Here is a 14,403-nt window from a genome sequence, read left to right on the forward strand (position 1 = left end):
CGCCGCGCGCAAAGGAACAAGTCCATTGGGGCAGTACTCGAGAAGCAGTCTGGAGGAGAAGTGATCGAGCTTCACGCTTTTGACGACCCGCGCGCTCAAGGCGACGCGCTGGCGAAAGCGGTCGGCGATGCGCTCAACGCATCGCTCGCCGCATCCGGCGGCGCCTCGCGCACGACGCTCGCGGTATCCGGCGGAACCAGCCCGCGCGCGTTTCTGCAAACGCTGGCGCACGAGCCGCTCGACTGGCCGCGCGTCGACGTGACGCTCGTCGACGATCGGTGGGTTCTGGAAACGGATCAGGCCAGCAACGCGCGGCTCTTGCGCGAGACGCTGCTCGCCGACGGCACGAAGGCAGGGGGCGGCGCGCGCTTTTTCCCGCTCGTCGACGTTGCTTCGACGCTCGAGGCAAACGTTGCAGCGCTCAACGCCGATCCGGCGCGCGCGCTGCCGGACGTCGCCGTGCTCGGGATGGGAGAGGATGGTCACACGGCGTCGCTCTTCGCCGATGCGCCCGAGTGGCTCCATATCATCGATCCGGCCGCCGCGCGCTTCGTCGCCGTCCACCCGGGGAATGCGCCGCATGCACGCGTGAGCCTTTCGCTTGCCGCGCTCACGCGCATTCCGAGGCTCTTCCTGTTGATTGCCGGCCCGAGCAAGCTCGATGTGCTGAAGGCCGCCGCCTCCGCACCACAAGAAAACGCCATCTCGAAGCTGGCGAACGACAAGGGAGTGAGACTCGATGTCTACTGGTGTGCCAACTAAAACGATGCCTCTTTCCGGCAACCGTCAGCACGCCGACGGTCCGCGGCTGCTCGCCGACATCGGCGGCACCAACGCACGCTTCGCGCTCGAAACCGGCCCCGGCGAGATCTCGCAGATTCGCGTCTATCCGTGCGCCGAGTACCCCGGCGTCGAGGACGTGCTGAAGAAGTACCTGAAGGATACGAAGGTCGGGCACGTCAATCATGCGGCAATCGCCATCGCGAACCCGGTGGACGGCGATCAGGTCAGCATGACCAATCACAACTGGACCTTCTCGATCGAGGCCACGCGACGCACGCTCGGCTTCGACACGCTGCTCGTCGTCAACGACTTCACGGCGCTCGCGATGGCCCTGCCCGGCCTGACCGATCAGCAGCGCGTGCAGATCGGCGGCGGGGCGCGCCGGCAGAACAGTGTGATCGGGCTGCTCGGGCCCGGCACGGGCCTCGGTGTCTCCGGGCTCATCCCGGCGGACGATCGCTGGATCGCGCTCGGCAGCGAGGGAGGCCACGCGAGCTTCGCGCCGTCCGACGAGCGCGAGGATCTCGTGCTCCAGTTCGCGCGCAAGAAATGGTCGCACGTCTCGTTCGAGCGCGTCGCGGCCGGTCCCGGCATCGAGCTCATCTATCGCGCGCTGGCGTCGCGCGACAAGAAGCGTATCACCGGCTCGGCGGACCCGGCCGACGTCGTCAACCGCGCGCTCGCGGGCGAACCGCTCGCGGCCGAGGCCATCGATTGCTTCTGCGGCATTCTCGGCACGTTCGCCGGCAATATCGCCGTGACGCTCGGCGCCCTCGGCGGCATCTACATCGGCGGCGGCGTGGTGCTGAAGCTCGGCGATTTTTTCGCGCGCTCGTCGTTCCGCCGCAGGTTCGAGGCGAAAGGCCGCTTCGAGGCCTACCTCGCCAACGTGCCGACTTACGTCATCACGGCCGAGTATCCGGCGTTCCTCGGCGTATCGGCGATCCTGGCCGAGCAGCTCGCGAACCGCACCGGCGGCGGCTCGTCGGCCGTCTTCGAGCGCATCCGACAAATGCGCGACGCACTGACGCCGGCCGAGCGACGCGTGGCCGATCTCGCGCTCAACCACCCGCGCTCGATCATCAGCGATCCGATCGTCGATATCGCCCGTAAGGCTGACGTGAGCCAGCCCACGGTCATTCGCTTTTGCCGCTCGCTCGGCTGCCAGGGGCTATCGGACTTCAAGCTGAAGCTCGCCACCGGCCTCACGGGCACGATTCCGGTCAGCCACAGCCAGGTTCACCTCGGCGACACGGCAACCGATTTTGGCGCAAAGGTGCTCGACAACACCGTATCGGCGATTTTGCAGCTGCGCGAGCATCTGAACTTCGAACACGTCGAGCGCGCAATCGATCTGCTGAACGGCGCGCGCCGCATCGAGTTCTACGGGCTTGGCAATTCGAACATCGTCGCGCAGGACGCCCACTACAAGTTCTTCCGCTTCGGCATTCCGACGATCGCCTATGGCGACCTTTACATGCAGGCCGCCTCGGCCGCGCTGCTCGGCAAGGGAGACGTCATCGTCGCCGTCTCGAAGTCGGGGCGCGCGCCCGAGCTTTTGCGCGTGCTCGATGTCGCCATGCAGGCCGGCGCGCAGGTGATCGCGATTACGTCGAGCAACACCCCGCTCGCAAAACGCGCGACGGTGGCACTCGAGACCGACCACATCGAGATTCGCGAATCGCAGCTCTCGATGATCTCGCGCATTCTGCATCTGCTCATGATCGACATCCTGGCGGTAGGCGTCGCGATCCGGCGCGCCGTACCAAACTCGGACGTCGCGGAGGCCGTCGTCAAGGCCCGTGCGGCAGGCACCGACGAATCCGTCGCCGTGCTCGATTGGCTCAGCCACGGCGCGGCGTCGTCAGCCACCGACTGAAGGAGGGCCGCGGGGCGGGCAATTTCGTCGTTGCGCAATGCAGCAAAATACCTGCCCCAACGTAGTGCAAAAGACACAAGCACCGCCTCAGGCAAAGAATCCGGTCCCGATACTTGTCGCGTTCTCGCAACGGTATTTTTACAGTTTTAAGCGTTCCCTTTCATTGAAAGCCAAGCGTCTTGCGGCTTTCAAGAAGGCACTCACTGAAACAGTCTTTTGCTGCTATCGCAATAATTCGTAGCAACTAGTATTTACACCAATGAGGCGGCGGATTACGACTGCCTAGTATCCCCGAGACTGCCTGGACCCGCGGCGGGGACCACTCGTTCATGAGACGAGCGTGTCCGCTGCACTCAACACCCCGGGTGCTCACTTTGCAGTTCAATCGTCTCGGAGACCTCTTTAATGAAGAAATCGCTAATTGCTCTCGCAGTGACGAGCGCTGTTGCGGCACCGGCGTTTGCCCAAAACAGCGTGACGCTGTACGGCGTCATCGACATCGGCATCACCTACGTCAACAACACCGGCGGCCACTCGCAGTGGCAGATGCAAGACGGGATCGTGCAAGGCAGCCGCTGGGGCTTGAAGGGCGTTGAAGACCTGGGCGGCGGCACGAAGGCCATCTTCCAGTTGGAAAACGGCTTCCACCCGGCGAACGGCGGGCTCGCTCAACACGGCCGCGAATTCGGTCGTCAGGCTTACGTCGGTTTGACCAACGACTCGTACGGTACGCTGACCCTGGGTCGCCAATACGACCCGGTCGTCGATATGGCACAGGCGACGACGTTCAACGGTCAGTGGGGCGCCCTCTTCTCGCACCCGGCTGACATCGACAACACCGACAACGGCTTCCGTATCAACAACGCCGTCAAGTACGTTTCGCCGAAGGTATACGGCTTGCAAGCCGAAGCCATGTACGCGTTCGGCGGTCAGGCTGGCGCGTTCAGCAGCCAAAGCACGGTCGGCGGCGGCCTGAGCTTCTCCACGGGTCCTCTCTATGTGGGCGCGGGCTATTTCTACGCCAAGGACCCGGCGGTGCAGTTCAACGACGGCAACTTCCTGGGTAACACGACCCCGCCGTCGCTGGCCGCGGCCCCCACGGACGGCATCTGGGGTCTCGTCGGTTCGCCGAGCAACATGCAAGTCATCAGCGCTGGCGCGACCTACAACGTCGGACCCCTGCTCGTCGGCGGCAATTTCTCGAACGTGCGGTTCGACAACGCGAAAGGTGTGGGTGGCAATACGGTCTGGTTCAACAGCTATGAACTGTGGGGTCAGTACAGCCTGACGCCGGCGGCAACGCTCGGTGCCGGCTATACGTTCACGAACGGCAAGGACCACGGGACGGGCCAACGGCCGAAGTATGGCCAGGTCAATGCGATCGCCGACTACGCATTGTCGAAGCGTACCGATGTCTACCTGCTGGGCAGCTACCAGCATGCGATGAGCGGCGGCGTCACGGCGGACATCTACTCCGGGCTCTTCGCCGGCGGCGCGAGCACGAACTCGAACCAGGTATCGGCCCGCGTGGCCATCCGCCACAAGTTCTAAGCAGCAACGGAACAACAGCAAAAACAACTCGCCGGACGGCAGGGCTTCGGCCCTGCCGGGACTCGACGAGATGCGCAGTACCCTCCGAAAGCGCCGCTTCACGCGGCGCTTTTTTTATCGGCTATCGATCGAGCGAGAGGCCCGAGGCACAAGGAGCAAAGGGCAACGGTCAACGGTCAGCTAGCGTGGCACCGCCGTCCCATGCGCCGGCAACGCGTGCCAGCGTATGACGATCGTCCGCCCGACGTAGCAAAGCACGCCTGTCGCCAGAATCGTGATGCCCAGCCCCTTTGGCGTGCCGTTCTGCAGGGCACCGACGATGAGGCTCGCGAGCGCGCCCAGCGCCAGCTGCGCGGCGCCGAACACGGCCGCGGCGGCTCCCGCGTTCTTCGGATAGCGGTGCATGAGATCGGTGGTGCAATTGGCTGTCAGCACGCCCACGACGCCGACGACGAAGAACAGCGACGCGACAATCGACAACAATCCGCCCCACCCCGTCAGGCACGCAACTGCCACGGCGAACGAAGCGATGCAACTGACGAGCGATGCGCCGGCCACGAGCCGCAGCGATCCGAAGCGCCCGATCAATCGCGTATTGAGGAAGTTGCCGATCATGATGCCGACGATGTTGAGTCCGAACAGAAACCCATAGTGCTGCGGCCGGACGTGGAAGTAGTCGATATAGACGAACGGTGTCGCCGTGATGTAGGCGAACATCGAGCCGAACGCCATGCCGCCGCAAAGCATGTAGCCGAGCGCGACGGGATCGGTGACGAGCCGCCCGTAGATCGCGAACGACGCCCATACATCGACGCCCGCGCGTTTTTGCGCCGGCCATGACTCGCGCACGCGCGTGAATGCAAGCGCCGCGCAGAGCGCGCCGAAGACCGCGAGCACGACGAAGACGGCGCGCCAGCCGCCGAGCAGCAGCAATTGGCCGCCGATCAGCGGCGCGAACAGCGGACCGAGACTCGTCACGATGGCGATCATCGATAGGACGCGGGCGGCGTCGCGCGGTTCGTGCACGTCGCGCGCGATCGCGCGTGCCATCACCGAAGCGGCGCCGGCCCCGAGCGCTTGCACGAAGCGCACGCCGACGAGCAGTTGGATCGAGCCCGCGCTCGCGCAGACGATGCTCGCGATCAGAAAGAGCGCAAGGCCGACGAGCAGCACCGGCCGCCGGCCGAAGCGATCCGAGAGCGGCCCATAGAGCAGCATGCCGAGCGAGAAACCGGCCATGAAGCTCGTAAGCGTTGCCTGGGCGGCCGCGTCTGGAACGCTGAACACGCGCGCGATCGATGGCAGGCTGGGAAGATACATGTCGACGGCGATCGGGCCGCAAGCGGCGAGCGCGCCAAGCAGGATGATCAGCCGGATATCCGGCGTGCGCCTATCTGTCGGGGTCATTCAAGGTGCTCGAAAAAAAACGGAGGCCCGTCAATGAAAGTTCTTCGGCTCCGAGCCGCAACCGTGTCGCAATGAACCGCGAAGCAAATCGAAAGGCTGATTCTACGCGAGCCGGACAAGCCGGTCTGGTCACCGTCAAGGACGCGCCGCGTCGGTCCCCACGGGGCGTAACGGTCGACCGCATGACCGTCCGCGACGGCGATCGACAATAGCCCAACCAACTACGAGCGGATTTCGTCCGATGTTTTTTTGAATCTCAAAACGGAGCCGGATGAAGGCGAATCACTGCTCAATATCGCCAAAAGCAGAAAGTTAAACCAGAAACACCACGCTTTCTGAAAGGGACGAGGAAACGTTTGCGCGTCAAGCCTCTGATGGCCGAGCGTAAGCAGGTTCGCGTCAAACCCGCCAACGAAACCTACGATTCAGACAAGGCGCACACCCAAGGCTGTAAATTATGAATTTTGCCTCTCGCACCGTTAGAATCGAACTAAACGCTGGCGTGGTTTTTTGGCGAGGGACCAATGAAATGCTGTGGGCCGTGAATGGAGCTGGTCACCGCAAATGTGAACCAGACAACAACAAGGTTGGCATGACCGCTGGAATCGATGAATGCTCCGACAGCAACCATCGTGTCGCAATACTCATTTGCGACGGCTGCTCCATGACGCATATCGTCGATATGCTTACGAAAGCTTGCGCACTCTTCACTGAAAACGGGCAATTCGCCGAGGACGGATGCCGGCTGAACATCCAGATATTGTCGAGCCGTACAGGATTCGTCTCGTGCGGCGACTGGTCGATACCCGTTTGGGCGGAAGCGCTGGAAAGTGCGACGCCGAGCGAGTTCGAGATGATCGTGATCGCACAGCGGCCCGCATTTGAGAAAACAGCGGAGCTCTCCAGCGTGCACGACTGGCTCGCGCAGGCAGGCCCCGACGTAAAGATTATCGAGCTCGCCCCGGACGCGAAGAAGTTCCTCGCCGGGCACCCGGCCCTGACCGAAGGCGCGCGGCCGGTTCACCACAAGACTCCTCAGCTCAGCGAAAGAATCGAGGCCTCCATTCAATGGTTGAATGAGCATTATGCGGAGCGCATCTCAATATCAGCGATCGCGCAACGCGCATCGATGAGCGAACGCAATTTTCTGAGGCGATTCAAGGCCGAGGTGGGGCAAACCCCGAGCCAATACTTGTCGTCGATTCGGTTGGAGAGTGCAAGGCAACTTCTTCTGCATACGAACCTGCCAGTCGACAAGATCGCCCGTCACTGCGGATTTTTCAATGGAGATCATCTGAGAAAGCAATTCCTCAAGTATTTCGGTATTTCTCCCGCCAAGTACCGCGCGACGAAATCCGAAAGACCTGACCTCCTGTAGTTACTTAATTCTCGGCGACCAATGCTTCGAGAGGCAGAATGGCGGTCAACGAGAAACCCGCGCCCGGCGCCGTTCGAATCCGGATTTCGCCATTCAACCGGGCAGCTCGTTCACGCAGTCCGAGCAAGCCGAGCGAATGTCGGCTCGGACTTGCGTCGCGCGCGGCACCACGGCCATTGTCGCTGATCCGCACGATGCAGTACCGGCTGTCGTGCTCGATCGCGACCACGACTTCAGTTGCGCCCGAATGTCGCGCAACGTTGGTCAGCGACTCCTGGACGATGCGGAAGACCTCGATCCTGCTTTCGCGGCTGAATGCCATGCCGGCAACATCGAAGCGGCTGGTTACGCGCATGCCCGAGCGTATCGAAAACTCCTTGATCAGCCATTCAATGGTCGGAATCAACCCGAGATCGTCGAGCATCGCCGGGCGCAGGTCGGCCGAGATTCTCCGCACGGAGTCGATCAAACCATCGATCAATGTATAGATGCCGCGCAAGCCCACCGAGGATCGTGACGACACCTCCATGTCGAGATCTTGCTCGAGCAGCGTCACCGCCATTTTTAGCGCGGTCAGTTGTTGCCCCAGATCGTCATGGAGTTCTCTGGCAATGCGGGCCTTTTCCTCTTCTCTGACCTGTTGCGTATGCCCCGACAATCGCTTCAGTTCTTCGCGAGACGTCCGCAACGCCTCCTCGTTTCGTTTGCGATCGCTGATGTCGATCACCCAGCTCACCATGCGATAGGGCTTGCCGGCAAGATCCCAAAGCGCCTGCCCGCGGGACTGTACCCAGCGGAATTGACCCGATCGGGTCGACACACGATATTCCACGTCGAAGGGTCGCCGGTGCTTTAGATGCGCGTTCAAGGCCTCCCTGACCTTGCCGGTGTCGTCCGGATGAATCGCATCGAGATGCGCCCGCCTCTCATTGGGTAGCTCATGATCTCCATATCCCAGAATCGCCTTGAATTGAGGCGAAAAATAGATTTCGTCCGATTGCAGATTCCAGTCCCACAGGCCCGCGGCTGCCCCTCGTACGACAAGCTGAAATCGCTCCTCGCTCGCCGCGAGTGCCGCAGCGGCACTGTGCCGCTCTATGGCGTAGTGAATGGCGCGCCTCAGTAACGACGGTTCGATGTCCCGCTTGAGTAAATAATCCTGCGCGCCCTCGTGTATCGCCAGCAAACCGACGGACATGTCGTCGAGCCCAGTGAGCACGAGCACCGGCAGATCGGGGGCCTGCCGATGAAATGCGCGAAACGTATCCAGCCCTTGCGCGTCGGGCAAGCCCAGGTCGAGGAGCACGACATCGACTCGTGCCGCGCGCAACTGGGCCGCAGCCTCCGACAGCCGCTCGGCCCTCAGCAAGCGAAGCTTGAATGCCGAAACTTCGGAGAGCGCATCCTCGATGAGCCAAGCATCTGTCGGACTGTCTTCGACGAGGAGAACCTGAACTTCCGCGTCGGGTGAGTTCATGGCTTGACCGGAGGAAGGGTAACCACGCTGAACCAGAAGTCGCTGATGCTGCGCACTACGTCCGTGAACTTTTCGAAGTCGACTGGCTTGGTGATATAGCAATTCGCGTGGAGACCGTATGACCTCAGAACATCTTCCTCCGCTTTCGATGTCGTCAAGACCACGACCGGGATATCGCTCAACGCGGGATCGCGTTTCAATTCCTGAAGCACTTCCCGACCACTCATTTTCGGCAGATTCAGATCGAGAATGATGAGTCCTGGTCGGTGTGCGGAGCCGTTCGGCCCTCGTTGCTTCAAATAGCGCATCGCAGCCACTCCGTCTTCAACGACATGGAGCGGATTCAACACGCGGTACTCGAGCAACGCCTCGCGCGTCATCATCGCATCCGAGGGGCTGTCCTCCACCAGAAGAATGTCTACGAGGCTGCGCGACATGTCGATCACCATGCACCGTCCCTTCGCATCGTGCGATTGAAGGCTTTCCCAACGGTAGCTCTCGGCAAGGCAAAGCGCTTGACTTCGGCTTCCCGCTCACGTGTGCCAACAAGCACGACTTTGAAGAATGAAGCTCCAAAAAGTATGCGCGCAGCTGCAAACCGACTGAGCGTGTCGTCTAGCCGCGGTGGCAACCGAAACCCAAGTCGACAAGAAAAAAATGACTGAGAAATGAATTGCAGTATAGACGGCGACATCGGCTCGACAAGAAGAAAAAACAACTGATATCGCTGACGTTGATGCTGCCCAACATCGCGCGGGGTTATGCGCTGATTCGCTCGTTATCGAAGATCCGATACTTTCGCATCTTTTCCCACAAGACCTTCCGACTGATCCCCAAATACTGTGCCGTTTCCTGGCGCCGCCACCCGTTCGTTGCCAGCGCTTCGAGCACGCGGCTCCGATCGGCCATGTCCAACCTGTTTCGCCCCATGGCTGATTCGGATATCCGTTCCGCCAATGTAGCCTGTATTCTCTGCGCGTTCGCGAGCAGACTGCGTAACCGCGGGGCGTCCCAGGCCCGAGTCTGCATCACCGTGACCCCGACTCTCTCGGCCAGGTTACGGAGCTCTCGCACGTTGCCGGGAAATCGCATCTGCGAGATCGCGGTGCACAGCCACTGCGGCACGTCTGGCAGCGCCGCACGCAGTTCGTCACCCAGCATCGCGGCGATGACCGACTTGAAGATGGCGATCTTGTCGATCTCGCCCCGCTCCTCGAGCGACGGAACATGCAACTCGATGACGGCGAGCCGATAGTAAAGATCGGCCCGAAATGCGCCGTCCCTCACGAGGTAAGGAAGGTCCTTGTTGGTCGCCGCGAGAACACGAAGGTCCACCTGCACCGGCGTCCCGGCCCCGACCCTCGTCACCGCGCCATCCTCCAGCACTCGCAAAAGCTTCACCTGCTGATGGAGCGGCAGATCGCCGATCTCGTCGAGAAACAATGTGCCGCCGTGGGCTCGTTCGAAATAGCCCTTGTGCGTACCCACCGCGCCCGTAAACGCTCCTTTTGCGTGGCCGAAAAAAAGCGATTCGAAGAGGCCATCAGGAACCGCGCCACAATTGACAGGCACGAACGATCCTATGCAGCGACGCGAGTGCTTCTGATGCAGCAACTGCGCAATGCGCTCCTTTCCGACCCCCGTCTCGCCGCGGATCAGGACGCTCGTATTGAAATCGGCAACCATGTCGACTTCACGAAGTAATGCCCGCATACATTCGGACTGTGCCACCATCGCACCGGCGTCAGTCGCTCGGGTGGCACTCGCCTGCAATCGCACCGCGAGATTCGCGACCATGGTGCGTAGCCCCGCGCGTGAAAAATCGAGCGGCAATGCATGGAAGTCTTGCGGCAAAAGCTGACCTGGCCCCCGTGGCACTTCGCCGATCCAGATGATCGGCATCGAGATGGCGCGCTGGCATTCGCCGATCGCCGCGGCGGATCCGTCGATCACGGTGGTGCTTATCATCGCCAGCGATGCGCGCGACGGACTTGCCGTCGCCGGGATCGCCAGCTCGTCGGTCGGAATGATGTTGATGTCGACACCGTTCAGGTAGCGCGCAACACGGTCGGCGAGGTCGACGTCCCCTCCCAGTACATAGATATCGAGTTCGCCAATTTGGTCAGCGCCTTTCATCTTTCGCTCGTCAGTGGACGGGCCCGCTTGCACGACTCGTAGCGAGCGTTAAGTCTCGCGAAGTCGGTGCGCAGCCCTGAGAATCGTTTCCAGCCGATTGATTCGGATTGTTTCTTTCAAAAAGTCAACCGAAAATTAATCGACACCCATGTCAGCGGCCGACCGCATGATACTGACTCGCGTCGAACGGTATTCCGCCGGTGTTATGCCAAACCTTTTCAAAAATTGCTTGCGCAAATGATCGCCGTTAAAGAGGCCACAGTGGCGCGCAATTTTGTCCATCGGCAGCGCGGTATTGTCCAACAAAGACCTGGCGCTCTCCAATCGGACCTTCGAGAGATACTCGTGGGGGGTCATCCCGACTTCACTCCTGAATCGGCGCTGGAAATTCCGCTCGCTCATCAACGCCAGCTTGGCCATCTCCGATATGGATACACGTTCGCCGTAGTGCTCTTTCAGCCACTGAACGGCAGTCTCGATCCTCTCGCTAAGACCGGAAATTTCGGGTTGTCCAGCGGAGACCGCGAGGGTTCGCATACGCAGCGCGATCGAAGCCTTCAATGCCGTTTGATGCGTGCTGCGCTCCGTTTCTGAAGCGATCTGCCGGCTCTTCGCTGTTCGCCCGTTGCGTTCGGCGCCAGCGTGATCCAGCGCACTCGAGGCTCCAGGTAAGCCGGGAAAGCCCGCCACCATTACCGCTCCGGCTTGCAAAAAAAGCGGGATTATCTCACTCTTTCCGTCAGCGTCCGCGAGCCATGAAAGAATTTCCGCGTCGCAAGTGGCCGAATCGGGAAATGGCTGCGGCACGACGATTGCATCGAAATCGGCCGGGTCGACATCGCTAACGGCGACAGACCATACCGGCATCGAGGAATTTTCCCGAAAAACGAAACCGGCGTGGCCGGAGACAACTGTAATGCTCCCGTTTTGGCAATGGGTGGCCTGCTCCTTTCCGACGCCAAACCGCTCACAGGTCCTCGCCAAGGTTTGCGCGACGTCAATCAATGGAAACTCATCATGCACGAGAATAGCGACACGTAGGCCGCTGCCGAAGTTCGCCGTGAAACGGTTCCCGATGTCTTGTTGCTCGGCGACGGGTTGGTACGCGTACTTCACTGTTGGCTGGCTTTCGCTCTTACTTGAAGTCATAAACCCCTCGTTATGGCTGGCAAGTCGACGTTCCGCACCGCGTCATAAGTCTACCTATATCTTTTTCCGCCCACAGGGGTTTTGTCGGAACGGTAGGTTTTGTTGGCAGAATTTGCGTGAGTCAATCTCATCCGCATGAGGGCAAAATCCGGAAATTCTTTCCAATTGTCAACAACAAACGAGCGATTATATATATGTAATATTCACCAAAAATCGGGACGCGGAAATATACAGACCTGCCTGTTCAGTTCCGGTGTCATTGACGTGCTTCACCTGCGGCCCCTACATCAGGCCCCTCGCCCATACACCACCCTCGACGCGATCGATCCGTACTGGTCCGCGGTATCGGCGAGCGTCAAACCATGGAGCCGGCGTTCAGCTCTGTCCTGCCGTAGCGCCACGACGAGCGCGCGCGCATAGGCCATCGTGTCGTTCGCTTCGATCAGTTGGACGTTTTTCAGCCGCTTCGCGAACACGAATGAAGGAATCGCATTCGCAACGATAGGGACCCCGGATGCGAGCGCTTCGATAAACGCAATGCTGTGCGCTTCCGAGAGCGATGGCATAGCGAATACATTGGCTTCCGACAGCAGGTGCGGGATATCCGAGCGCGGACCTTCGACGGTCACTCGATCCGCAATGCCCAGTTCGTGCGTAAGCTCGATCACCGCTTGGTGGTAGGCCGGATCTTCGATGACGCCATACAACCCGAGGCGAGCCGTCGGCACTTCCCTCAGCACCTCTCTAAACGCTCGCACGGTTTGGAGTTGGTTCTTGACCGCCGTATAACGTCCGAGCTGCACCACGTGAGCCGAAGCCTTACCGCCCTGTGGGCGGCCCACAGTTGAAAAGCGCGAGACGTCCACGCCGTTCGGAATGACCGACATTGCGGGATGAGCGCCGACTGCCGCGATATAGTCGTCGACGTTCGCCTGCGAGACGCCGATCACCGCGCGCGCGCGTCGGCGCAAGATTCGCTCTACCCCGCGGAATACCGGATACGCGAAATCGTTCGTGGCCGAATGCATGACAAACACGATCGGAACAGCGATGGGGAGAGCGCGCGCATAAAACGACGGAATAGTCGCATGCGCAAAGACCACGTCGGGTCGAAAGCGCCGAGCGACTCTGAAGAGATGCCATAGCTTTCCTAGCAGAGGATATCGTCGCCGTGGAAACCGGCATACGACGCCGTCTTTATCGAGGGCTGCGCGCAGTTCGGCGAAGTCCTCGTGTTCGGGCAAAAGCGAAGTGACCCCGACGGGGTGCCCTTGACGGCGCTGATATGCAGCAAGGTCCTTTACCAGCACTTCAGCGCCTGACAACCGCGGCGCCAGCACGAGATGAAGTATTCGCATCATGACCTCTTGACGAGCCGATAGAGCATCAGCGCCGCCGCAGCGCCAAGTCCTGCTGTCATCGACCAAGCAAGCCCGACTACGCCGTAGTGCCTTGTTGCGATCGGCACCATCACGGCAAGCATGATGACCTGAAGCAGCGAACCGTGTGTTGCCGCTTTCGCGTCGCCTACTGCGCGCAGGTACGCTACCAGTACCGCAATCAGAGCACCAATAGCCATGTTGACAACAAAGATCCTGAAGAGCGGAACAGCAACCAACCACGATCGGCCGAGCAACAATGATAAAAACGGTCCGGCGAACGCACGCAATAGCAGGACGATCGCCGCCAATCCCACGGTCGCGAGCGCAAGATATCGTTTGACGAGGAGGGCCGCCTTTGCCGGGTCGAGCCGGTGATTTGCGGAGAACGTCGGGAAAAGATATTGCGACATGGCGATCGCAGCGTCCGCAAGCAGCAGCTGGGCGAGCCTCGATGACATTTGATATGCCCCAAGCTCTGACGGCCCGAGCAGTCTTGCCACGATAACTTTGTCGAACTGGTTGAGGAATAGGCTGACTACACTTGACGCCCAGATCCAACGACTGAAGTGGAGGTAATGTCCGATTCCCGACCACGACAGACGAACCTGCGGTCTCGGGGTCATCGCCGTCCACGTCAGCGTTGTCTTCAACGTCTCCCCGGCGATCGCGCCGATCAGCGCCGAATAGGCCCCTATACCACCCACAGCCATACCGATGCTCGAGCAGCAATCCACGAGCGCTACAGATATTTCGACGCCGGCGACCTGCGCAAACCGACGCTCGCGTTGCGTCACGAAGTAAGCCGGCGATGCAAGACCTCGCATCAGCGGCGGCACAGCCGCAAGTTGCAACAGCATCAGCGCTCCGCCGAGATGAAACGCGCTTGCCATAACCGGAGCGAGCAAGAGGAGGCAAAGCGAGATGCATAGGCCGCGCGTCGCGAGCGTCGTCAGCACCGCACCGAGTTCGGCTCGGCTGGGATCGTTTCGCCCTTGCACGATCGCCTGCGAGAGGCCGGTATCCGAAAGCGACTCTGCGATAGCGATTGCAAGCAGCGCCACGCCGATGCTACCGATGGCCGCGGGCCCGAGAATGCGTCCGAGCAGCAGGAATTTCGCCGCAACGAGCGCACGCACGAATGCCTGCTGCAAAAGCACCCAAGTCGCGGCGCTCGTGCCAAAGCCCGCTCGCACGGATAGTTGCGGCAACCCGATCGACCGAAATAAGTTCGTTAGCTGCATGGATCGAGAGCGATTCGCGT

At 60.8% G+C, this 14,403-nt stretch carries 11 protein-coding genes; 4 read left to right on the plus strand and 7 right to left on the minus strand.

Translation table 11 applies throughout. From position 1 onward, the window contains the following. Positions 1–60: 60 nt before the first annotated feature. The 3 genes from pgl to B0G57_RS20760 all read left to right on the plus strand — a co-directional run bounded on the left by pgl (position 61) and on the right by B0G57_RS20760 (position 4,213). Positions 61–762 (plus strand): 6-phosphogluconolactonase, encoded by a 702-nt coding sequence (pgl, locus tag B0G57_RS20750; RefSeq protein ID WP_018440511.1) that lies wholly within the window; start codon positions 61–63, stop codon positions 760–762. Further along, positions 740–2,662, plus strand: a complete 1,923-nt coding sequence (locus tag B0G57_RS20755) for a bifunctional transcriptional regulator/glucokinase (protein ID WP_026229638.1) — start codon at positions 740–742, stop codon at positions 2,660–2,662. Before pgl ends, B0G57_RS20755 begins: the two co-directional genes overlap by 23 nt. Positions 2,663–3,067: 405 nt before the next feature. Then, complete coding sequence (locus tag B0G57_RS20760) at positions 3,068–4,213, plus strand: porin (protein ID WP_018440509.1); 1,146 nt, start codon at positions 3,068–3,070, stop codon at positions 4,211–4,213. Between the two features lie 180 nt (positions 4,214–4,393). Here the strand turns inward: B0G57_RS20760 and B0G57_RS20765 are convergent, their stop codons facing one another. Further along, on the minus strand, positions 4,394–5,620 hold the full coding sequence (locus B0G57_RS20765; RefSeq protein ID WP_018440508.1) for a Bcr/CflA family multidrug efflux MFS transporter: 1,227 nt from the start codon (positions 5,618–5,620) through the stop codon (positions 4,394–4,396). 529 nt (positions 5,621–6,149) lie between these two features. Between B0G57_RS20765 and B0G57_RS20770 the strand changes: the two genes are divergently transcribed. Beyond that, the gene (locus tag B0G57_RS20770; protein WP_158256625.1) at positions 6,150–6,998 is read left to right on the plus strand and encodes a helix-turn-helix domain-containing protein; all 849 of its coding nucleotides are present in this window, start codon (positions 6,150–6,152) and stop codon (positions 6,996–6,998) included. A gap of 4 nt (positions 6,999–7,002) precedes the next feature. Here the strand turns inward: B0G57_RS20770 and B0G57_RS20775 are convergent, their stop codons facing one another. The 6 genes from B0G57_RS20775 to B0G57_RS20800 all read right to left on the minus strand — a co-directional run bounded on the left by B0G57_RS20775 (position 7,003) and on the right by B0G57_RS20800 (position 14,383). Beyond that, positions 7,003–8,475: a PAS domain-containing protein gene (locus tag B0G57_RS20775; protein WP_018440506.1), complete on the minus strand. Its 1,473-nt coding sequence runs from the start codon at positions 8,473–8,475 to the stop codon at positions 7,003–7,005. Continuing rightward, a complete protein-coding gene (locus B0G57_RS20780; RefSeq protein ID WP_018440505.1) occupies positions 8,472–8,924 on the minus strand; it encodes a response regulator in 453 nt (150 codons plus the stop codon). Before B0G57_RS20780 ends, B0G57_RS20775 begins: the two co-directional genes overlap by 4 nt. Before the next feature lie 310 nt (positions 8,925–9,234). Next, entirely contained in the window at positions 9,235–10,611 is a 1,377-nt protein-coding gene (locus B0G57_RS20785; RefSeq protein WP_018440504.1) for a sigma 54-interacting transcriptional regulator, read from the minus strand. Between the two features lie 135 nt (positions 10,612–10,746). After that, a complete protein-coding gene (locus B0G57_RS20790) occupies positions 10,747–11,760 on the minus strand; it encodes a helix-turn-helix domain-containing protein (protein WP_018440503.1) in 1,014 nt (337 codons plus the stop codon). Between the two features lie 287 nt (positions 11,761–12,047). Continuing rightward, positions 12,048–13,121, minus strand: coding sequence for a glycosyltransferase family 4 protein (locus tag B0G57_RS20795; RefSeq protein WP_018440502.1), 1,074 nt, complete (start codon positions 13,119–13,121; stop codon positions 12,048–12,050). Beyond that, positions 13,118–14,383 (minus strand): oligosaccharide flippase family protein, encoded by a 1,266-nt coding sequence (locus B0G57_RS20800; RefSeq protein ID WP_018440501.1) that lies wholly within the window; start codon positions 14,381–14,383, stop codon positions 13,118–13,120. The genes B0G57_RS20795 and B0G57_RS20800 overlap by 4 nt, the downstream gene beginning before the upstream one ends. Positions 14,384–14,403: the final 20 nt, after the last annotated feature.

The organism is Trinickia symbiotica, from assembly GCF_002934455.1.
GTDB classification, from domain to species: Bacteria; Pseudomonadota; Gammaproteobacteria; order Burkholderiales; family Burkholderiaceae; genus Trinickia; species Trinickia symbiotica.